Annotated in this window: 17 protein-coding genes; 8 read left to right on the forward strand and 9 right to left on the reverse strand. The window is 68.1% G+C overall.

The features are described from left to right. The first annotated feature begins 89 nt into the window (after positions 1–89). The 4 genes from AC1DYD_RS25175 to AC1DYD_RS25190 all read left to right on the forward strand — a co-directional run bounded on the left by AC1DYD_RS25175 (position 90) and on the right by AC1DYD_RS25190 (position 5155). A complete protein-coding gene (locus tag AC1DYD_RS25175; protein ID WP_478175489.1) occupies positions 90–3755 on the forward strand; it encodes a PAS domain-containing sensor histidine kinase in 3666 nt (1221 codons plus the stop codon). Next, positions 3755–4381: a response regulator transcription factor gene (locus AC1DYD_RS25180; RefSeq protein ID WP_478175490.1), complete on the forward strand. Its 627-nt coding sequence runs from the start codon at positions 3755–3757 to the stop codon at positions 4379–4381. The genes AC1DYD_RS25175 and AC1DYD_RS25180 overlap by 1 nt, the downstream gene beginning before the upstream one ends. A 107-nt stretch (positions 4382–4488) precedes the next feature. Further along, entirely contained in the window at positions 4489–4869 is a 381-nt protein-coding gene (locus AC1DYD_RS25185; RefSeq protein ID WP_478175491.1) for a response regulator transcription factor, read from the forward strand. Positions 4870–4906: 37 nt separating this feature from the next. Further along, positions 4907–5155 carry a hypothetical protein gene (locus tag AC1DYD_RS25190; RefSeq protein WP_478175492.1) on the forward strand — a complete coding sequence of 83 codons (249 nt, stop codon included), beginning with the start codon at positions 4907–4909 and terminating at the stop codon, positions 5153–5155. A 15-nt stretch (positions 5156–5170) separates the two neighbouring features. Here the strand turns inward: AC1DYD_RS25190 and AC1DYD_RS25195 are convergent, their stop codons facing one another. The 9 genes from AC1DYD_RS25195 to AC1DYD_RS25235 form a co-directional block, all read right to left on the reverse strand. Beyond that, positions 5171–6649, reverse strand: coding sequence for an NAD-dependent succinate-semialdehyde dehydrogenase (locus AC1DYD_RS25195; protein WP_478175493.1), 1479 nt, complete (start codon positions 6647–6649; stop codon positions 5171–5173). 38 nt (positions 6650–6687) lie between these two features. Beyond that, positions 6688–7776, reverse strand: coding sequence for a tartrate dehydrogenase (locus tag AC1DYD_RS25200; RefSeq protein WP_478175568.1), 1089 nt, complete (start codon positions 7774–7776; stop codon positions 6688–6690). 11 nt (positions 7777–7787) lie between these two features. Then, positions 7788–9416 (reverse strand): ABC transporter ATP-binding protein, encoded by a 1629-nt coding sequence (locus AC1DYD_RS25205; protein ID WP_478175494.1) that lies wholly within the window; start codon positions 9414–9416, stop codon positions 7788–7790. Beyond that, the gene (locus AC1DYD_RS25210; protein WP_478175495.1) at positions 9416–10321 is read right to left on the reverse strand and encodes an ABC transporter permease; all 906 of its coding nucleotides are present in this window, start codon (positions 10319–10321) and stop codon (positions 9416–9418) included. Before AC1DYD_RS25210 ends, AC1DYD_RS25205 begins: the two co-directional genes overlap by 1 nt. 15 nt (positions 10322–10336) lie before the next feature. Continuing rightward, positions 10337–11293 (reverse strand): ABC transporter permease, encoded by a 957-nt coding sequence (locus AC1DYD_RS25215; protein WP_478175496.1) that lies wholly within the window; start codon positions 11291–11293, stop codon positions 10337–10339. A gap of 28 nt (positions 11294–11321) precedes the next feature. Beyond that, positions 11322–12944 carry an ABC transporter substrate-binding protein gene (locus tag AC1DYD_RS25220; protein ID WP_478175497.1) on the reverse strand — a complete coding sequence of 541 codons (1623 nt, stop codon included), beginning with the start codon at positions 12942–12944 and terminating at the stop codon, positions 11322–11324. Between the two features lie 73 nt (positions 12945–13017). Next, positions 13018–14313 (reverse strand): NAD(P)/FAD-dependent oxidoreductase, encoded by a 1296-nt coding sequence (locus tag AC1DYD_RS25225; protein WP_478175498.1) that lies wholly within the window; start codon positions 14311–14313, stop codon positions 13018–13020. Positions 14314–14344: 31 nt separating this feature from the next. Next, entirely contained in the window at positions 14345–15010 is a 666-nt protein-coding gene (locus AC1DYD_RS25230) for a haloacid dehalogenase type II (RefSeq protein ID WP_478175499.1), read from the reverse strand. A gap of 210 nt (positions 15011–15220) precedes the next feature. Further along, positions 15221–16702: an aldehyde dehydrogenase family protein gene (locus AC1DYD_RS25235; RefSeq protein ID WP_478175500.1), complete on the reverse strand. Its 1482-nt coding sequence runs from the start codon at positions 16700–16702 to the stop codon at positions 15221–15223. Positions 16703–16923: 221 nt separating this feature from the next. Here AC1DYD_RS25235 and AC1DYD_RS25240 point away from each other — a divergent pair, with 221 nt between their 5' ends. The 4 genes from AC1DYD_RS25240 to AC1DYD_RS25255 all read left to right on the forward strand — a co-directional run bounded on the left by AC1DYD_RS25240 (position 16924) and on the right by AC1DYD_RS25255 (position 20895). After that, positions 16924–17802, forward strand: a complete 879-nt coding sequence (locus tag AC1DYD_RS25240) for a GNAT family N-acetyltransferase (RefSeq protein ID WP_478175501.1) — start codon at positions 16924–16926, stop codon at positions 17800–17802. A gap of 7 nt (positions 17803–17809) precedes the next feature. Beyond that, complete coding sequence (locus AC1DYD_RS25245; RefSeq protein WP_478175502.1) at positions 17810–18745, forward strand: 2-hydroxyacid dehydrogenase; 936 nt, start codon at positions 17810–17812, stop codon at positions 18743–18745. A 176-nt stretch (positions 18746–18921) separates the two neighbouring features. After that, positions 18922–20325, forward strand: a complete 1404-nt coding sequence (locus tag AC1DYD_RS25250) for an aminotransferase class III-fold pyridoxal phosphate-dependent enzyme (protein WP_478175503.1) — start codon at positions 18922–18924, stop codon at positions 20323–20325. Between the two features lie 75 nt (positions 20326–20400). Continuing rightward, positions 20401–20895 (forward strand): Lrp/AsnC family transcriptional regulator, encoded by a 495-nt coding sequence (locus AC1DYD_RS25255; RefSeq protein WP_478175504.1) that lies wholly within the window; start codon positions 20401–20403, stop codon positions 20893–20895. Positions 20896–20909 lie beyond the last annotated feature (14 nt).

Genomic DNA, 20909 nt, shown 5'->3' on the forward strand with positions numbered 1-20909 from the left:
CGCGCTCCATGTCACGCGAATCCAGCAGCAGATCGAAGCGGCGATCGGCATAGAACTCGGGCTGGCGCGGGCTAGCGCCTGACTGCGCCGTGACAGCGGTCACGAGGACGTTCAGAATAGCGTTTGCCACCGCCCAAGGAGGAGCTGGCCCTACCACCGGCGCTGCGCGACATGCTGCGGCCCACATGCCGCGACGCCTATCGGAGTCGCTTGTGACAAAACGTAAAAGCGACGAAACGCTGTTGCGCCCGGCGCGTCAGCCTTTCGAGCGACAGGCGCAAGCCTCGCCGCGCGAGCACGCCGACCTGCTGAATCTCACGCATGACGCCATGTTCGTGCGCGACATGAAAGCAGCGATCAAGTACTGGAACCGCGGCGCCGAGGAGATGTATGGATGGACGGCTGAAGAGGCGCTCGGCAAGTCCGCGTCCGAGCTGCTGAAGACCCTCTCCGCCGTGCCGCTCGAGCAGATCGATTCGCAGGTGCTGAGCACCGGGCGCTGGGAAGGCGAGCTGGTGCATCACAGGCGAAACGGAACACCGGTGGTCGTGGCGAGCCGCCTGGCATTGCAGCGAGACGAGCAGGGCGAGGCGGTGGCGATCCTCGCGACCAATACCGACATCACGCAGCACAAGCGGGCCGAGGAGGCTCGGCAGGATCTCGAGGAGCAATGGAGAGCCGCCTTCGAAGCGAATCCCACGATGTACTTCATCATCGATGCGGCCGGCGCGATCCTGTCGGTGAATCCCGTCGGCGCAGAGCAGTTGGGTTGGCGCGTGAGCCAGCTGATCGGCCAGCCGGTGCTGAACGTGTTCTACGAAGCCGATCGGGCGTTCGTCCAGGGAAAGGCCGAGCAGGCTTTCCGGCAGCCGGGGCGCGTGATGCGCTGGAAGGCGCGCAAGGTCCGCAAGGACGGCACGGTGCTGTGGGTCCGGGAGTCGGCGAACGCGGTCGTGCTGAGGAGCGGGCCGGTGCTGCTCGTGGCGTGCGAGGACATCACCGAGCGCAAGCACGCCGAGGAGGCGTTGCGCGAGAGCGAGGAGCGCTTTCGCACGCTGGTGAAGTTCTCTTTCGACGTGTACTGGGAGAGCGACGCCCAGCATCGCTTCACCCGGCAGGAGTATTCCGCACAGTTCGACCGCGCGCCGGCGCCGGGCTCGGAGATCGGCAAGACGCGATGGGAAGTGCCCTATCTGGAGCCGGACGAGGAGGCTTGGCGCCAGCACCGCGCAGCACTCGATGCCCATGTCCCGTTCCGCGACTTCGAGCTCGCCCGGGCGACGTCCGACGGCGGCATACGCCATGTGTCGGTATCCGGGCTGCCGATGTTCGACGAGGCGGGGCGCTTCACGGGCTACCGGGGCGTCGGGCGGGACATCACCGAGCGCAAGCGCGCTGAAGATGCCGTCCGCCGCAGCGAGAAGGAGCTTCGGGAGGTGCTCGAGACGATGCCGGCGATTGCCTTCGTCACCGACGCCGATGGCTCCGGTGTGCTCGTCAACCGGCGCGGGAGCGAATACACGGGCTTCTCGCTCGCCGATGCGAACTGGCTGGCTGCAATTCATCCCGAAGATCTGCCCGGCTACATGCAAGCACGGGCGCATCACATGGCGACGGGCGAGCCTTTCGAGCAGGAAGCGCGTGTTCGTCGCGCGGACGGCGAATACCGCTGGTTCCTGAGCCGCGCCGTGCCGATGCGCGGCGAAGGTGGAAGGATTCTGAAGTGGTATGGAATCCTTACCGACATCGAGGACCTGAAGCGCGCGGAAGAGGAACGGCGCGCGCATCTGTGGTTCCTGGAAAGCATGAATCGCGTCAACCGCGCCATGCAGGGAACCAACGACCTCGAGAAGATGATGAGCGATGTGCTCGATGCAGTCCTCGACATCTTTGCTTGCGACCGGGCGTGGCTCACCTATCCGTGCGATCCGGAGGCTGAGGGCTGGCGCGCGGTCATGGAACAGACTCGGCCCGAGTTTCCCGGCGCGTTCAGCCTGGGCGCCGAGCTGCCCCTCGATGCGGATGTCGCCACGGTGTTCCGGACCGCGCGCGCTGCGAACGCAGCCGTGTCATTCGGTCCTGGCTGCGAGCTTCAGCTGCCGGCGCAGCTGGCGGAAAGCTTCAGCATCCGATCCGTGCTCGCCATGGCGCTGTACCCCAAGGCCGATCAACCTTACCTCTTCGGGCTGCACCAGTGCTCGCGCCCGCGCGCCTGGACGGCGCAGGAAAAGCGGCTGTTCGAGGAGACCGGACATCGGCTTGCCGACGCGCTCACCAGTCTGCTCATCTTCCGCAGCCTGCGCGAAAGCGAGCGCAAGCTCGAGGAGGCGCAGCGCATGGCGCATCTCGGTCATTGGGAAGCGGACCTGGACAGCGGTCGCGTGACCGCTTCGGAAGAGGCCTTCCGCATCCACGGCCTGCAGTGGCCCGAGTCCGGGCAACTGGCAGGCCGGTTGCTGGACCTCGTTCATCCGGACGACCGGAAAAGAGTGGAGCAGGCCAATGAGGCCGGCGTGCAGGGCGGACCGCGCTTCGACATGGAATACCGGGTGGTGCGTCCGGATGGCGAGGTGCGCGTGGTCCACAACAGCGCCGACGTGGCGCGCGATCCCTCCGGCCGGCCTCGGCGCTTTTTCGGCATCGTGCAGGACATGACGGAACTCAGGCGGGCCGAGTACCTGACGCGGCAGATCTTCGAGAGCGCCTCCGATGGCATGGCCGTGATCGGGCGGGATTACCGCTATCAAAGGGTCAATGCGGTCTATGAGCGCAATTGGAGGATACCGGCCGGGCAGATCGTCGGCAGGCATGTCGCTGAATTCTTCGGGACCGGCTTCTTCGAGCGTGCCGTGAAGCCGAGGCTCGACCGCTGTCTCGCCGGCGGGCAGTTCACGTTCGAAGATTGGTTCGCGACCGATCGGGGGCGCCTCTACCTGTCGGTGTCCTACTCGCCGCTGCGGCTCGATTCGGAGCGCCTGAAGGCAGCGCTTGTGATCACGCGCGATCTCACTGAGCATGTCCTCGCGTCGGAAGCCCTGCGCGAGGCGCAGGCGGCGCTTGCGCGAGTCAACCGCGTGACCACGCTCGGCGTGCTCGCGGCCTCGATCGCGCACGAGGTCAACCAGCCGCTCGGGGCCATGGTCGCGAGCGCCGGGTCCTGCGCGCGCTGGCTCGCGGCCCAGCCGCCCGAGCTCGAAAAGGCACAGCGCTCGCTCGAACGCATTGCCAGGGACGGCAAACGCGCGGGCGAAGTCATCGACCGCATCCGCGCCCTGGTCATGCGCCAGCCGCCGCGGCGGGACCGCGTCGACGTCAACCAGGTCATTCTCGACGTGATCGCGCTCACGCGCGACCAGCTGCGCCGCAACGACATTGCGCTCGAGAAGACGCTTGCCGACGGCCTGCCGCCCGTGTGGGGCGACAGGGTGCAGCTCCAGCAGGTGCTCCTCAATCTGATCGTCAACGCCATCGAGGCCATGAGCGCGCCCGGCCATCGCCCGCGACAGCTGGTCGTCGGCGCAAGCGAAGCGGAGGGCGGCGTGTGCATCGAGGTGCGCGATTCGGGCCCCGGCGTCGCGCCCGCGATCGCGGACAAGCTCTTCGAGCCCTTCCATACCTCCAAGGCGCAGGGCATCGGCATGGGGCTTTCGATCAGCCGGTCGATCGTCGAGGCGCATGGCGGGCGGCTCTGGACCGCGCCGAACCGGCCCCACGGCGCCGTGTTCCGGTTTTCGCTGCCGATCGGAGGGCCGTAGTGGCAACCGAGCGGCCCGTCGTCTTCGTGGTCGACGACGACCTGGCCATGCGCGAGGCGCTCCAGGATCTCCTCGCCTCCGTCGGCATGGACGTGCGCCTTTTCGCCTCGACGCAGGACTTCATGCAGGCGCAGCGCCCGGACGCGCCCGGCTGCCTGGTGCTCGACGTGCGCTTGCCCGGCGCAAGCGGATTGAGCTTTCAGGAAGAACTCCCGCGAGCGGGCGTCGATCTGCCGGTGATCTTCATTACCGGGCACGGCGACATTCCGATGACGGTGCGCGCCATGAAGGCCGGCGCAGTCGAGTTCCTGAGCAAGCCCTTCCGCGACCAGGAGCTTCTCGATGCGATCGATGCCGCGGTCGAGCGGCACCGCGCGCAGCGCCGCGAGAAGGCACTCGTCGCGGAGCTCCGGCAACGCTTCGCGGCGCTCACCCAGCGCGAGCGCGAAGTGATGGCGCTGGTGAGCGCCGGGCGCGTGAACAAGCAGATCGCGGCCGAGCTGGGCATCAGCGAGGCCACCGTCAAGGTCCACCGGGGGCAGATCATGCGCAAGATGCAGGTGAAGTCCCTGGCGCAGCTCGTGCGCATCGCCGACACGCTCGGCCTCTCCCATCCAAAGCCTTAGGCGCCTAAACCAAAGTCGTAGCGCGCGCGTCGCACGTGCAATGGTCTTGCGCGCGCCATCGGCCTAGTCTCGCGTCAACGCTCAAGAAGAGCTGCAAGGAGATCCAAGTGCGCAACAACCCGACCGTAGCGATCGTGGACGACGATGCATCGGTCCGAGACACGACGAGGGATCTGCTCGACTCCGCCGGCTTGTCCGCTGCCACCTTCGACTCGGCAGAGAACTTCCTGCAATCGAAGGGCACGTGCACCATCCGATGCCTCATCGCCGACATGCGCATGGCGGGGATGACCGGGCTCGAGCTGCACGGCCGCCTGGCCGCCGCCGGCACCCCGATTCCCACGGTCCTCATCACCGCCTACCCCGACGAACAGGCGCGCGCGCGCGCCTTGAAGACGGGCGTGATCTGCTTTCTCGCAAAGCCCTTCAGTGCGGAAGACCTCCTCGCCTGCATCGAGACCGCCCTGCGCGGACGCGATCCTGCGTAAGGCGCACGACCCTGTTTCCCGGAGCTGCTTCATCGAAATGAACCACGAGGACACCGCCATGCACGCCGCCCGCAACTCATCCGTTGCACAGTCCGCCTTCGAGCTACGCTTTCCCTCTCTCCGCGGCACGGGGCGCGCCCTGTCGTTTCCCTGCGATGCCAGCGGCTCGGTGCACATGGACAGCTTGAGCGCGCGCGCGCTGAACAACTACCTTCTTGCGCGCGCGCTGACGGGCCGCGACTACGGGTGGCCTAGCGTGCACGCCTCGTGCCAAGTGCAAACCTGAAGCGAAGGAGCAGGCTCAGATCCCCCCCCAACACAGGTACTTGACGTGCATGTAGTCGTCCAACCCGTGCACCGAGCCTTCGCGTCCATAGCCGGACTCCTTGACGCCACCGAAGGGTGCGGCCTCCGCGGCCAGGGCGCCTTCATTGATACCGACGATGCCCGACTCGAGAGCATCCGCCACGCGCCAGATGCGGCGCACGTCGGTCGAGTAGAAGTACGCCGCGAGACCGAAGGGTGTGTCGTTCGCGGCGGCGATCACTTCGGCCTCGCTGTCGAAGCGCGTGACCGGGACCACCGGCCCGAAGGTTTCCTCGCAACTGCACTCCATCGTCGCGTCGGCGTTCACCAGCACGGTTGGCGCGTAGTAGTTGGGGCCGTCGCAGCGCTCCGTGCGCTGCCGCTTGCCGCCGACGGCGATGCGCGCACCCTTTGCGACGGCATCGCGCACATGACGTTCGATCTTGTCGACCGCGCGCGCGTTGATCATCGGTCCGATCTGCGAATCGGGATCCGTGGCCGGGCCGACCCGGAGCGCACCGACCCGCGCGGCCAGCTTGTCGACGAAGGCATCATGCACGCGGGCCTGCACGAAGACGCGATTCGGGCACACGCAGGTCTGGCCGCCGTTGCGGAACTTGGCTGCCATCAAGCCTTCGACCGCAGCATCGACATCGGCATCGTCGAACACGATGAATGGCGCGTTGCCGCCGAGTTCGAGCGAGAGCTTCTTCAGCGTGTCGGCCGATGCGCGCGCGAGGTGCTTGCCCACGGGTGTCGAGCCCGTGAACGAAACCTTGCGAACGCGCGCGTCGGCCAGCCACACGTCGACCACCTCGGGCGTGCGTTCACGCGAGGCCGTGACGATGTTCAACACCCCCGGCGGCACGCCGGCTTCCTCGGCAAGCTTCACCAGAGCCAGCGAAGTGAGCGGCGTATCTTCGGCCGGTTTGCACACCACGGTGCATCCGGCCGCGAGCGCCGGAGCGATCTTGCGGGCGATCATGGCGGCCGGGAAGTTCCACGGCGTGATCGCCGCGACCACGCCCACCGGCTCCTTCAGCGCCAGCATGCGGCGACCCGGCACGGGCGCCGGAATCAGGTCGCCGTTGGCACGCGTGGTTTCCTCGGCGAACCACTCGACATAGCTGGCCGCGTAGGCCACCTCGCCGCGACCTTCGGACAGCGGCTTGCCCTGCTCGCGCGAGACGAGGCGGCCCAGGTCTTCCTGGTGCGCGAGCATGAGGTCGTTCCAGCGCTTGAGGATCTGGGCGCGTTGCTTCGCAGGCACCGCGCGCCAGGCGGGGAAGGCGGCATGCGCGGCATCGACCGCGGCGCGCGCATCGGCTGCGGTACCGTCCGGCACGCTGGCAAACACGGTGTCGGTGGCGGGATCGGCCACATCGAGGCGGCGGGCATCGCTCGCATCGCGCCACTCGGCGCCGATGAGATGGCGGCCGGGCATCAGGTCCTGGCGTTCGAGGGTGAGTGTCATGGTCGGAACGTTCTCTGTGGCGTTGGGCAACAAGGGCATCAGGAGACCATGACGCGCTCGGCGATGGCGATGCCCAGTTCGGTGGTCGAGGCCGTGCCGCCCAGGTCGCGCGTGCGTGGCCCCTCGCGCAGCACCGCCTCGATCGCACCCAGGATCGCGTCGTGCGCGGCGCGTCCGGCGCCCTGGCCCTGCGTGAGGAAGTCCAGCATCAGCGCACCCGACCAGATCATGGCGATGGGGTTGGCGATGTTCTGCCCGTAGATGTCCGGCGCCGAACCGTGCACGGGTTCGAACAGGGATGGGAAGCTGCGCTCGGGGTTGAGGTTGGCCGACGGCGCCAGTCCGATGGTGCCGGTGGTCGCAGGGCCGAGGTCCGAGAGAATGTCGCCGAACAGGTTGCTCGCCACCACCACGTCGAAGCGCGTGGGCTGCAGCACGAAACGCGCCGACAGGATGTCGATGTGCTGCTTGTCGATCTTCACGTCGGGGTAGTCCCGAGCGACCGCCTCGGCCCGGCCATCCCACCAGGGCATGCTGATCGCGATGCCGTTGCTCTTGGTGGCCACCGTCAGATGCTTGCGCTGACGAGCGTTCGCGGTCTCGAAAGCGTACTTCAGCACGCGATCGGTGCCGTGGCGCGAGAAGACGGACTCCTGGATCACGATCTCTCGCTCGGTGCCTTCGTACATCACACCGCCGAGCGCGGTGTATTCGCCCTCGGTGTTCTCGCGCACCACGAGGTAGTCGATGTCGCCGGGCTTGCGGCCGGCCAGCGGACAGGGCACGCCTTCGAAGAGCCGCACTGGCCGCAGGTTGATGTACTGGTCGAATTCGCGACGGAACTTCAGCAGCGATCCCCACAGCGACACGTGATCCGGCACGGTCTGCGGCCAGCCAACGGCGCCGAAGTACAAGGCATCGACGCCTTGCAGCTGCTCCTTCCAGTCGTCCGGCATCATCTGGCCGTGCTCGGCGTAGTAGTCGCAACTGGCCCACTCGATGGTGCGGCAGTCGAGTGCGAAGCCGAAGCGCTCCGCCGCGGCCTGTATCACGCGCAGGCCTTCGGGCATCACTTCCTTGCCGATGCCGTCGCCGGCGATCAGTGCGATTCGAAACGTCGGGGTCATGTCTGTGTTGCTCATGGTGCGGTTGCCGTCATGTGCCGGTCCATCTCGTCCAGCCAGCCCTGGCGCAGCTCGGGCACGGAACGTTCCAGCAGTTGGTAATAGGGGTGGTGCGGCCCGCGCTCGTAGTCGGCGCGCGCGACCTGCGCGAGCTTGCGGCCGTGCTGCATCACGACGATCTCGTCGCACACGGCGCGCACCGTGTGCAGGTCGTGGCTGATGAACAGGTAGGACACGCCGAGCTCGCGCCGCAGCTCGGCAATCAGGTCGAGCACCGCCGCGCCGACCACGGTGTCCAGGGCCGAGGTCACCTCGTCGCACAGGATCAGGTCGGGCTCGGCCGCGAGCGCGCGCGCCAGGTTGACGCGTTGCTTCTGCCCGCCTGAAAGGCCGTTCGGCAGGCGGCCGGCCACGGTCTGCGGCAGCTTCACCAACTCCAGCAACTCGCGGATGCGCCGCTGCAACGGCTCGCCGCGCAAACCCTTGTAGAACTCCAGCGGCCGCGCCAGGATGCGCTCGATGGTCTGCGACGGATTGAGCGCCGTGTCGGCCATCTGGAACACGATCTGGATCCGGCGCAGCTCTTCCTTGTCGCGCTGCGCCAGCGACGGCTTCAGTTCATGGTTGTTGAACAAGATGCTGCCGTGGCAAGGCGCCAGCAAGCCGGCGACGGCGCGCGCCAGCGTGGTTTTCCCGGAACCCGACTCGCCGATGACCCCGATGGCCTGGCCGCGATAGAGCTTGAGGTTGATGTCCTCGAGGATCAGCTTGGCCGGACGGCCGTGCGCGTCGACGGGGCCGTAGCCGGCCGAGAGCTCGCGCACCTCGAGCAGCAGTTCGCTATCGCCCGAACTCTGGCCGGAGGCGCGCGTTGCCGGCCGCGCGGCGGCCAACAGGCATTTGGTGTAGGCGTCGACAGGGGCAGAGAGGATCTGCCCGGTCGCATTGACCTCTTGCATCTTCCCGTTGCGCAGCACCAGGATGTGGTCGGCCATCTGAGCCACCACGGCCAGGTCGTGGCTCACGTACACCGCGGTGGCGCGGCGTTCGCGCACCACGCGGCGGAAGGCGCGCAGCACTTCGATCTGCGTCGTCACGTCGAGCGCGGTGGTCGGCTCGTCGAGGATCACGAGCTCGGGGTCGCCGATCAGTGCCATCGCGGCCATCAGCCGCTGCAACTGGCCGCCCGACACCTGGTGCGGATAGCGTGCGCCGATGGTTTCCGGATCGGGCAGCGCCAGCTCGCGGAACAGCTGCACCGCCTTCGCCTCGGCCTCGGCCCGCTTGCAGAGGCCGTGGATGACGGTCGGTTCGATCACTTGGTCCATGATCGTGCGCGAGGGATTGAAGGAGGCGGCTGCGCTCTGCGCGATGTAGGCGACCGTGCGACCGCGCAGTGCGCGCTGCTGCGCCGCATCCAGCGACAGCACGTCGGTGTCGCCGATCTGCACCCGGCCCGCCGAGATGCGGCAGCCGTGGCGCGCATAGCCCATCAGCGCCAGCGCGGTGGTGGTCTTGCCGGAGCCCGACTCGCCGATCAGCGCCAGCACCTCTCCGGGCTGGATGGAAAAGCTCAAGGCATCGACCAGCGTGCTGTTGCCAGCCGTGATGCTCAGGTTCTTCACGGTCACGGGTGCGCCCATCAGCGTGCTCCTCTTTCTCGTGCCGAACGGCCCGGAAGGTTGTCGATGACCAGGTTGACCGCGATGGTCAGGCTCGCGATCGCCAGCGCCGGCACGATCACCGAGGCGCCGCCCATGGCCAGTGCGCCGATGTTTTCGCGCACCAGGGAGCCCCAGTCGGCCACCGGCGGCTGGATGCCCAGGCCGAGAAAGCTCAGGCTCGCCAGCAGCAGCACGACGTAGACGAAGCGCAGGCCCAGGTCCGCCAGCATCGGTCCGACGATGTTGGGCAGGATCTCGCGCAGCATGATGTAGAGCGTGCCTTCGCCGCGCGTGCGTGCCACGGTCACGTAGTCGAGCGCATTGATGTTGACGGCCAGCGAGCGCGCGATGCGGTAGGCGCCCGGCACATAGATGATGGCGGCGGTGCCCACCAGCATCGGCACCGAGGAGCCGAAGCCTGCCACCATGATGAGCGCGAACATCTTGCTCGGGATCGCAGTCAGCGTGTCCAGGCCGCGGCTCAGCACCGCGTCGATCCAGCGGCCGCTGGCGGCGGCCAGCAGCGCCAGCGTGGTGCCGGTGCCGCTGGCCAGGAGCGTGGCGAGCAGCGCGACACCGACCGTGTAGCGCGCGCCCTCGATGACGCGCGCCAGCATGTCGCGGCCGAGGTAGTCGGTGCCCAGCCAGTGCGCCGCACTGATGGGAGCGAAGACGTTGTTGCTGCCCATGGCACCCGTGCTGTGCGAGAGGAGCCAGGGTCCGAACAGCGCCGCGAGCAGCCAGAACAGCAGCACCGCGAGTCCGAGCAGGCCGGACGGGCCGAAGCCGGCGAGCCAGCGCAGCCGGCCGCGGTGCCGCTCGGCGAGCGGGGCCGAGACGGAGGCCGTCGCGTTCCCGGCCGATGTTGAGGTCGATGATTCCATTTGGCTGCCTCTTGTTCAGCGGTGGCGCAGCCGCGGGTTGGCGACGATGCCGCAGATATCGGCTGTCGTCACCAGGATCAGGTAGGCGCAGCAGAAGATCATGGCGCAGGTCTGCACCAGCGGCATGTCACGCTGCGAGACGCCGTCGACCATCAGCTTGGCGATGCCCGGGTAGTTGAAGATGGTCTCGACAATGATCACGCCGCCGAGCAGGTACGAGAGGCTGAGCGCCACCGCGTTGGCGATCGGCCCCACCGCATTGGGCAGCGCATGTGCCAGCACCATGCGCATCGGCGAAGCGCCCTTGAGCCGAACCATCTCGATGTAGGGCGCCTCGAGCTGGTCGATCACCGCGGCGCGCGTCATGCGCATCATCTGCGCGACGATCACGCAGCACAGCACAAGCACCGGCATGGCAAACGCGCGCAGCAACTGGCCCAGCGACTCGATCTCGTTGACGAAGGAAAGCGCCGGCAGCCAGCGCAGCTTGACCGCGAACACAAGAACCGCCAGCGTCGCGACCAGGAACTCCGGCACCGAGACCACCGCCACGGCCGAGGTCGAGGCAGCGCGATCGAACCAGGAGCCGCGCCACACCGCCGAGGCGATGCCGAGCGCCAGCGCGATGGGCACCGAGAACAGCGCCGTCACTGCCGCGAGCAGCAGCGAGTTGGGCAGGCGGCTGGCCACCAGTTCGGCCACCGGCATCTGCGTCGTGGCCGAGCGGCCGAGGTCGCCCTTCACCATGCCGAGCAGCCAGTGCAGGTAGCGCTCGGGCGCCGGCACGTCCAGGCCCATCTGCGCGCGCAGCGCGGCGACGGCCTCGGGCGTGGCGTCCTGGCCGAGCTGCTCCTGCGCGGCATCGCCGGGCAGCACTGCGGTGATCGAGAACACGATCACCGACACCACCAGCAGCGACAGCAGCGCCAGCGCGATCCGCTGGCCGAGGAGCTTGAGGATCACCCTGTTCATCGTGGGTCTCCGGGCAATTGCTTGAGTCTCACGCCTCGAGCCACACGTTTTCCGCGAAGTTGTAGCCCATCAGGCCGCCCAGTGGAATCGGCGTCAGGCCCTTGAGCTTGGACGTATGGCCGTCGATGCTCGCGAGGAACAGCGGAATGCCGATGCCGGCCTCCTGGTGAATCATCGTCTGCATGTCGGCATACATCTGCTTGCGCTTGGCCAGGTCCGTTTCGGCACGCGAGGCCAGCAGCAGCTGGTCGAACTTCTCGCTCTTCCAGCGCGACTCGTTCCAGGCCGCGCCCGACTGGAAGAACTGCGTCAACAGCACGTCGGCGCTCGGGCGCGGGTTCACGTTGCCGAAGCCGACCGGGCTGTTGAGCCAGTGGTTCGACCAGTAGCCGTCGGCCGGCATGCGCTTGATCTCGAGCTCGAGGCCGGCGCGTTGCGCGGTCTGCTGCAGCATGAGCGCGATCTCCACGGAGTACAGGGCCGCCGGAGAAGCCACGACCGGCACCTTGCCGGTGACGCCGGACTTCTGCAGGTGGAACTTGGCCTTGTCGAGGTCGAAGGGCCGCTGGGGCAGGCCGGCGAAGAAGAAGCGGTTGGTCGGATCGATCGGTTGGTCGTTGGCGACGACCGCATAGTCGAGCGCGATGGTCTTCTTCATCTGCTCGCGGTCGAACAGGTACTTCATCGCGAGGGCGAAGTCCGGGTTGGCACCGGGGCCCATGTCCTTGCGCATCACCAGGTCGGAGTACTGGCCCGACTGCGTCGTGAAGATCGCATAGCCGGGCGTGTCCTTCACGCGCTCGACCGAGCGAGGATTGACCGAGCCGACCAGGTCCATGCCGCCGGACAGCAGCGCATTGACGCGCGCGCTCTCGTCGCCGATGCCCACGAACTCGATCTCGTCGAGGTAGGGCTTGCCGGGCTTCCAGTAGGCGTCGTTGCGCACCACCAGCGAGCGCACGCCGGGCTTGAATTCCTTGAGCTTGTAGGGGCCGGTGCCGATGCCGGCGTTGAAGTCGGTGGTGCCTTCCTTGACGATGTGGAAGTGGAAGGTACCCAGGATGACCGGCAGGTCGGCGTTCGGTGCGCTGAGCACGAAGGTCACCTCGTTGGGGCCGGTGGCCTTGGCGCTGTCGATCTGGTCGGCCAGCACCTTGGCCTTGGAGGCGGTGGCCGGATCCTTGTGGCGCATCACGGAGTACACCACGTCGGCCGGCGAGAGCGCCTTGCCGTCATGGAACAGCACGCCCTTTCGCAGCGTGAAGACCCAGGTCTTCGCATCCTTGGTGGTGAACGACTCGGCCAGCGAGGGCTGCGGCGTCAGGCTGCCGTCCAGCGAGGTGAGGCCGTTGTAGATCATGTTGCAGCGCGAGTAGTCGGTCTGGTTCGACTGCTTGGCCGGATCGAGCGTGTCGGTCGCCGCGGCGGTCGCGCCGGCGACCCGGATGCGGCCGCCGCGCCGGGGCGTCTGCGCATGGGCGCTCACCGCCATGCCCGCCAGGCCACCGGCAAGGGTGGCCTGCATGCCGCCGGCCATCAGCATCGTGAGGATGTCGCGCCGCGTGGCGCCGCGCTTGATCGACTCCATGACACGAAGGCTTTCGCCGGGACCGACGAGGCAATCGAGCCTCTTGTTGCTGCTGTCGCTCATGGTGGGGTACTCCTGGGGGGTCGATGGCAAGGTTTGAGGAACACGGAACGAAAACGCGGTCTCGAGGGGATGGTCAGGCGGCCATCCTGTCCTTGAGCGTGTAGTAGAGGCCCACCGCCGGCAGGAACCACGGCGGGCCGAAGTGGCCGGGAATGGCGGGCCAGTCGCGGCCCTGCCAGGGATTGGCGCTCGCATCGCCGCCCATCACGGCGGCCATGCGCTCGCCCATGTGGACCGACATCTGCGTGCCGTGACCGCTGTAGCCCATCGCGTAGTACAGGCCTTCGCGCTCGCCGGCGTGGGGCAGGCGGTCCTGCGTCATGTCGACCAGGCCGCCCCAGCAGTAGTCGAGCCGCACGGCGCCGAGCTGCGGAAAGGTCTCGGCCAGGCCCGCGCGCAGGATCTCGCCGCTCGCGGCATCCATGTGCGGACTGGAGACCGCGAAGCGTGCACGCCCGCCGAAGACCAGCCGGTGGTCCGCTGTGAGGCGGAAGTAGTGGTGGATGTTGGCCACCGTCACGTAGGTGCGCCGGGCCGCGAGCAGGGCGTTCGCGCGTTCGGCGCCGAGGGGCTCGGTGACCACGATGAAGCTGCCGATCGGCACGATGCGTCGGCGCAGCCAGCCGAAGCTGCCGTAGCCGCCGTGGCGCGTCGCGCCCGTCGCCAGCAGCACCTGCTGCGCGGTGACGGTGCCGCGTTCGGTGTGCAGCTTGTGTGCGTGGCCCTGGCCCAGGCGTTCGATGCGGCACACGCCGGTGCCGGTGTGGATCTGCGCGCCGTTGCGCTGCGCCGCCGCGGCCAGGCCCTGGGCGAAGCGGCCCATGTGCATCTGGCCGCTGCGCTTGTACAAGAGGCCGCCATGGAAGCGGTCGCTCTGAACTTCGGCGCGCACGCGTGTCGCGTCGAGGATCTCGACGTCGGTGTCCACGCCATCGTCGATCAGGCGCTGCGCGCTGCGTTCGAGCGCGGCCATCTGGTTCGCCCGCGTGGCGAGCTTGAGCTTGCCGTGGCGCAGGAAGTCGCAGTCGATGGCTTCGTCGCGCACCAGCCGCGCGACCGTGTCCACCGCGTCGTCGTAGGCGCGATACCAGGCACGGGCGCGCTCGACCCCGGCCTTGGCGGCAACGTCGGCGTAATCGACCGCGAGCCCGTTGTTGACGTGCCCGCCATTGCGGCCCGAGGCCTCGGCCGCCACGCGTTCGCCGGCTTCGAGCACGACGACGCGGGCGCCGCGCCGAGCCAGTGCCAGGGCCGCCGACAGGCCGGTGAAGCCGCCGCCCACGATCGCGACATCGACCTGCGCCGGCAGTTCGTGTCGCTCGGGGGCGAACGCGGGTGCCGAATCGGTCCAGTAGGAGTCGAGTTTCATGGCGCGGGGCGGGTGGGGCCGGTTAGGGAAATCAGAGGCCGACGACGCCGGGAAGGCCGCCGATGTCGGAAATCTCGACGTAGCGGTAGGCGGGATTGCCCGGACCATGGCCACGGTTGACGAATACCTTGTTGACGATGCCGATGTCGTCCGCCGACATCAGGTCGTAGCGCAGGCTGGAGGACACGTGCAGCACGTCCTCGGGGTTGCAGCCGAGCGAGTCGAGCATGTATTCGAAGGCCTTCAGTCGTGGCTTGTAGGCCTGGGCCTGCTGCGCGGTGTAGACGCGGTGGAACGGCGCGCCGAGCATTGCGACATTCTTTTGGATCTGGTCGTCCGACGCGTTCGACAGGATCACCAGCGGGATCTCCTTGGCGACCTTGGCCAGGCCGGCGGGCACATCCTCGTGCGGGCCCCAGGTGGGCACCGCGTCGTAGTACTTCTGCGCTTCGCTGTCGAGGTACTGGAGCTTCCACTTCCTGCACAAGCGCCGCACTGCGTTCTTCAGCACCACCTCGTAGGGCTGCCAGTCGCCCAGCACCTCGTCGAAACGGTAGGCAGAGAAGTCGGCGATGAACTGCTCCATGCGCTCGACCGGGATGCGATCGGCATAGATGTCGCGGGTCATCTCGCCCATGCGGAAACGCGTGAGCGTGCCGTAGCAGTCGAAGGTCACGTACTTGGGACGGAAGGTCATGGTCTCGAATCCTTTTTCAAACCGGTCACCGGCCGGGGCGGGCCGCCTGCCTTACGCGGCAAATGCGACAAACTCATTACGAAGTGATTGCAGCACGCAGTCGCACCAGAGAAATAGGGAAATGCGGCCCTTGCCGCACCAAAGCTGCGGTTTGCGGGGGGTGCGGCGGCATGCCATGCGGTCTGCCCTCGATGCGTGCGGCCATGCACCTCAGTGCGTCGCCGCGAAGTCGATGAGCACGCTCTTGAAGCGCAGGTTGGCCTCGACCGCCTGGCGCCCCAGGTCCTTGCCGATGCCCGACTGGTGGTAGCCGCCGGTGGGGATGACGAAGTCGGCGCTGCGCCCGTAGCGGTTGATCCAGACGGTGCCGGCCGAGATGCCGCGCATCGCGCGCAGCGCGCGGCCGATGTCCGCGGTGTGCACGCCGGCCGCGAGGCCGTAATGCGCGTGGGCGGCGAGCGCCAGGCCTTCCTCCTCGTCGCCGAAGGTCTGGACCGTGAGGACCGGGCCGAAAATCTCCTCCTGCACGGCCGGATTGGTTGCATCCACGTCCTCGATCAATGTCGGCTGGAAGTAGCCGCCGCCGGGGCCGGCGTCGTACAAGCCGCCGCCGCTGCGGATTCGGCCGCCGGCGGCGCGCGCCCGGTCGACGACGTCGCGGATGCGCCCCGCCTGCAACGCCGAGATGATGGGTGGCAGCGTGGCGGCGTCGTCCCAGGTCGCACCTGGGCGCATGGCGGCGAAGCGCGCAGCGACGCGTTCGACCAGCGCATCGGCGATGCCGCGCTGCACGATCAGCCGCGAACCGGCCACGCAGACCTGGCCCGCATTGCCGGTGATCGCGCCGGCGATCATGCCGGCCAGGCGGTCTACGTCGGGCGCGTCGTCGAACACCAGTTGCGGGCTCTTGCCCCCCAGCTCCAGCGTCACCGGCTTGGGGCCATGCAAGGCACAGGCGGACATGATCGCGGCTCCGGTGCGCGTGGAGCCGGTGAAAGTCATTTTCGAGATCAGCGGATGCCGCGAGAGCGCGTCGCCGGTGGTGTGGCCATCGCCCTGGACGATGTTGAAGAGCCCCGGTGGCACGCCGGCCGCGATGGCCAGTTCGGCCAGCCGCAGCGCGGAGTAGGGCGTCAGCTCGGAAGGCTTGAGCACCACTGCATTGCCTGCGGCCAGCGCGGCGCCGACCTTCCAGGAGACCATGACCAGCGGGAAATTCCAGGGCGTGATCGCGCCGACGACGCCATAGGGCTCGGCCACGACCATGCCCAGGTGGTCGTGGCGCGTCGCGGCGACCTCGCCGCCGAGCTTGTCTGCGTACTCGGCAAAGAAGCGCAGTCCTTCCGCCGTGAACGGGACGTCCCAGGCCATGGCATCGCGCACCGGGCGCGTGGAACACACGGCTTCCAACGGGCCCAACGCTGCCGCGGAGGCCTCGATCAGATCGGCCCAGCGGCGCATGACACGGGCGCGGTCGCGCGGTGCGCGGCGTGCCCAGTCGCTGTGGCGCCAGGCGGTCCATGCGTTGCGCACGGCGGCGTCCACCGTCCCTGCATCGCCCAGCGGGATTTCGCCATGCGGCTGCGCGTCGGAAGGCCGTTTCACGACGATGCGGCCCGCCTCGGGCACGAGGCGCCCGCCGATGAAATGGCCCGAGGGCACGTGGATCTGTTGAGGGTCGAAAACTTGCATGTCGCCAGGGTTCCTGTGGTGCCGAAAGAGCGGCGATCGATCCTAGGCAGGATGTCGCAGCATTTGTGTGCGTAAGCGGGGCCCCTGCCGCAGCGAATTGCAAAATCCGGACCCCTGGCAGCCGATGCTTGCAAGTTGCGAAGAAGCTTGATTTCGGTCTGGTGTCGCGCGCCGATGTCGTCCAAGATCGACGCGTCGTTCCCTTCGCAGAGACTTTCCCAATGCCCGATCACACCCAGAATGCCTCCGCCGTGGATGGCGTGGCGCTGAGACCGATGACGCCGGCCGACCTTCCATTCGCGCATGCGCTGTCGGCCGAGTTGCGCTGGCCGCACCGCCTGGCGGACTGGTCGCAGGTGTTCGCGCACGCCGAAGGGTTCGTCGCCGAGCGCGACGGCGAGCTCATCGCCACCGGGCTGCGCTGGCGCTGGGGCGATCGCCACGCCACCATCGGCCTCGTGATCGTGACGCCGGCCTGCCGGGGCCGCCGTATCGGCCACCGGCTGATGAGCGCGCTGCTCGATGGCCTGGACGCGCACACGGTGCTGTTGCATGCAACGGCGGACGGGCGAGGCCTTTACGAGCGGCTGGGTTTCGTGCGCACCGGCGAGCTGCGGCAGCACCAGAGCGTCGCGCAGCCGGCGCCGCTGGTCGCGCTGCGGCCGGGCTGGCGGCTGCGGCCCGCCGGGCTGAACGAGACTGCAGCGCTGCAGGCGCTCGACGCCGCGGCGCGCGGCATGCCGCGCGATGGGCTGATCGCCGACCTGCTGTCCACCGCGGATGCCTGCGTGGTGCTCGACCACGACAGCGAGCCGCGCGGCTTCGCCATGCTGCGCCGCTTCGGACGGGGGCATGCCATCGGTCCCGTGGTCGCACCCGACGTGCAGGGCGCGAAGGCATTGATCGCGCATCTGGTCGGCCTGAACGCCGGCCACTTCACGCGCATCGACATCGACTTCAACAGCGGCCTGGCCGATTGGCTCGAAGACATCGGCCTGCCGCGCGTGGACGCGCCGACGACGATGGTGCGTGGCGCGCCACTCGCCATGCCGCCCGGCGGACCGGCACTGTTCGCCATCGTTTCCCAAGCCGTTGGCTGAGGCCACGATGGGCACGACCACCTTCCTCTACAAGTCCGACCCGGTGCGAGGCCGCCAGTGGGCCGAGGTGTTCCAGCGCCGCGTGCCCGAGATCGACTTTCGCATCTGGCCTGATGTCGGCGACCCGGCGCAGGTGCGCTTTCTCGCGGCCTGGGAGCCGCCGGACGACCTGGCGGCGCGGTTCCCGAATCTCGAGGTGCTGTTCTCCTCGGGCGCCGGTGTCGACCAGTTCGACTTCGCGGCGCTGCCGGCCGAGCTGCCGGTGGTGCGCATGGTGGAGCCCGGCATCGTGCGCGGCATGGTCGAGTACGTGACTCACGCGGTGCTCGGCCTGCATCGCGATATGCCGCAGTACCGTCGACAGCAGGAGGAAGGACAGTGGCGTCCGTTGCCGGTGCGACCTGCGGGCGAACGATGCGTCGGCGTTCTCGGCCTCGGTTCGCTCGGGCAGGCCGTGCTGGCGCAGCTCGTCGGCATGGGTTTCGATTGCGCGGGATGGAGCCGGTCGCGGCACGCGTTCGACGGCGTTCAATGCCATGCGGGCGCCGACGAACTGCCCGCGTTCCTCGGGCGCACCGACATCCTCGTGTGCCTGCTGCCACTGACCGCTTCGACGCGGGGCTTTCTCGATGCGCGGCTGTTCTCGATGCTACCTTCCGGCGCCGGTCTCGTGCACGTGGGCCGCGGGCCGCACCTCGTCGAGGGCGACCTGCTGGCCGCGCTGGCAAGCGGACAGATCGGCGATGCCGTGCTGGATGTGACCGATCCCGAACCGCTGCCGCCGTTGCACCCGTTCTGGCGCCATCCCCGTATCCAGCTCACGCCCCACATCGCGAGCATGACGCAGCCGCTGAGCGCGGTGGAAGTGGTGCTCGACAACCTGCGCCGCTTCGAGGCCGGTGAATCGATGGTCGGCCTGGTCGATCGCGCGCGAGGGTATTGAGTGCACCCGCAACGTCGAGCCGCCCCGGCGTCAGGACAACAGGATCTGCTGTTGCGGCGCAGATAACCGCAGCGTGCTTCGCGCAACGCCCCCAAAGCAGCACCAGACCCGAAGGCGCGCGACATAAGCTGAGGGCATCGGAAGCTTCCTCTGCTCTCGCTCCATCCAACACCGCCATGACGCACCCCACCGCATTGCCCAACCAAGCCGCGCTCGACGCGATTGACCGCGCCCACTTGATCCACCCCGTCTCGCCCTGGCGCGCGCACGAGCAGCGCGGCCCCACCGTCCTCGCCTCGGGCCGCGGCGCGTGGCTGACCGACAGCCATGGCCACGAACTGCTCGACGCCTTCGCGGGCCTGTGGTGCGTGAACGTGGGCTACGGGCAGGAGAGCGTGGTGCAGGCCGCGGCCGAGCAGATGCGCCGCCTGCCCTATGCGACCGGCTACTTCCACTTCAGCAGCGAGCCGGCCATTCGCCTGGCGGAGAAGCTGGTTCAGCTCACGCCGGCATCGCTGACCCGCGTCTACCTCACGCTCGGTGGTTCCGAGGCGGTCGATGCCGCCGTGAGGTTCATCGTGCAGTACTACAACGCGATCGGCAAACCCTCGAAGAAGCAGTTCATCGCGCTCGAGCGCGGCTACCATGGGTCCTCCTCCACGGGCGCGGGGCTGACCGCGCTGCCGGCCTTCCATCGCGGCTTCGATCTGCCGCTGCCCACGCAGCACTACATCCCGTCACCCAACGCCTACCGCCACCCGGCAGGCGCCGAGCCGCAGGCGCTGATCAGCGCGTCGGTCGCGGCTCTGCGCGCCAAGGTCGCCGAGCTGGGTGCGGACAAGGTGGCCGCCTTCTTCTGCGAGCCGATCCAGGGCTCGGGCGGCGTCATCGTGCCGCCCGAGGGCTGGCTGAAGGCCATGCGCGAGGCCGCGCGCGAGCTCGACATCCTCTTCGTCGTCGACGAGGTCATCACCGGCTTTGGCCGCACGGGCCCGATGTTCGCGTGCGAGGCCGAGGGCGTGGAACCCGACCTGATGACCATGGCCAAGGGCCTCACCGCAGGCTACGTGCCGATGGGTGCGACCATGATGTCCGAGAAGGTCTACGCCGGGATCGCCGACGGCGTCCCGGCCGGCGCGTCGATCGGTCATGGCGCGACCTATTCGGCGCACCCGGTCAGTGCCGCGGTGGCGCTCGAGGTCCTGCGTCTGTACGACGAGGGCGGCGTGCTCGCCAACGGCCAGCGCGGCGCGGCGCACTTCGCGGCCGGGCTGGACACGCTGCGCGTGCACCCGCTGGTGGGCGATGCGCGTCACCGCGGCCTGCTGGGCGCGCTCGAGCTGGTGAGCGACAAGGCGAGCAAGCGCGGCTTCGATGTGGCGCTCGGGCTGTCCGACCGCATCTTCGCCGCCGGCTATCGCAACGGCCTGGTGTTCCGCTCCTTCGCTGATCACATCCTCGGATTCGCGCCGGCGCTCACCTACACCGAAGACGAATTCGCGCAAATGTTCGCGCGCCTGAAGAGGACGCTCGACGAAGTGCTCGAGGCTCCCGATGTTCGCGCGGCGCTGGCGGCCTGAGAGAAAGAGCGCACACCGCCCGCACCGCTCCCGGACCGACGCAGAATCGGACTCTCTTCGACTTTCGGTACCGCCATGACAGAAGCATTCAAGATCGATCGACTCGACCTGCGGATCCTGGCCCAACTGCAGAAAAACGGCCGCATGACCAATGTGGACCTGGCGGACGCCGTCGGCCTCTCGCCCAGCCCCTGCCTGATCCGCGTCAAGCGCCTCGAGCAGGCCGGCTACATCGCCGGCTACGGCGCCCACCTGCGGCTCGAGAAGCTCGGCGACACGCTGACCGTGTTCACCGAGGTCACGCTGTCGGATCACCACCGCGAGGACTTCGTGCGCTTCGAGGCCGCCATCCGCGAGGTCGACGAGGTGCTCGAATGCCACCTGGTCAGCGGCGGTTACGACTACCTGCTTCGCTTCCTGACGCGCGGTGTCAACCACTACCAGGAGGTGATCGAGGAACTGCTCGAACGCAACATCGGCATTGCGAAGTACTTCAGCTACATCGTCATCAAGACGCCGTTCATCAAGACGCACTGTCCGATCGAACGGCTGTTTCCCCACCCGCGCTGATTGGCGCCTTCGTT

It is taken from the genome of Variovorax sp. P4_B11 (assembly GCF_056402355.1).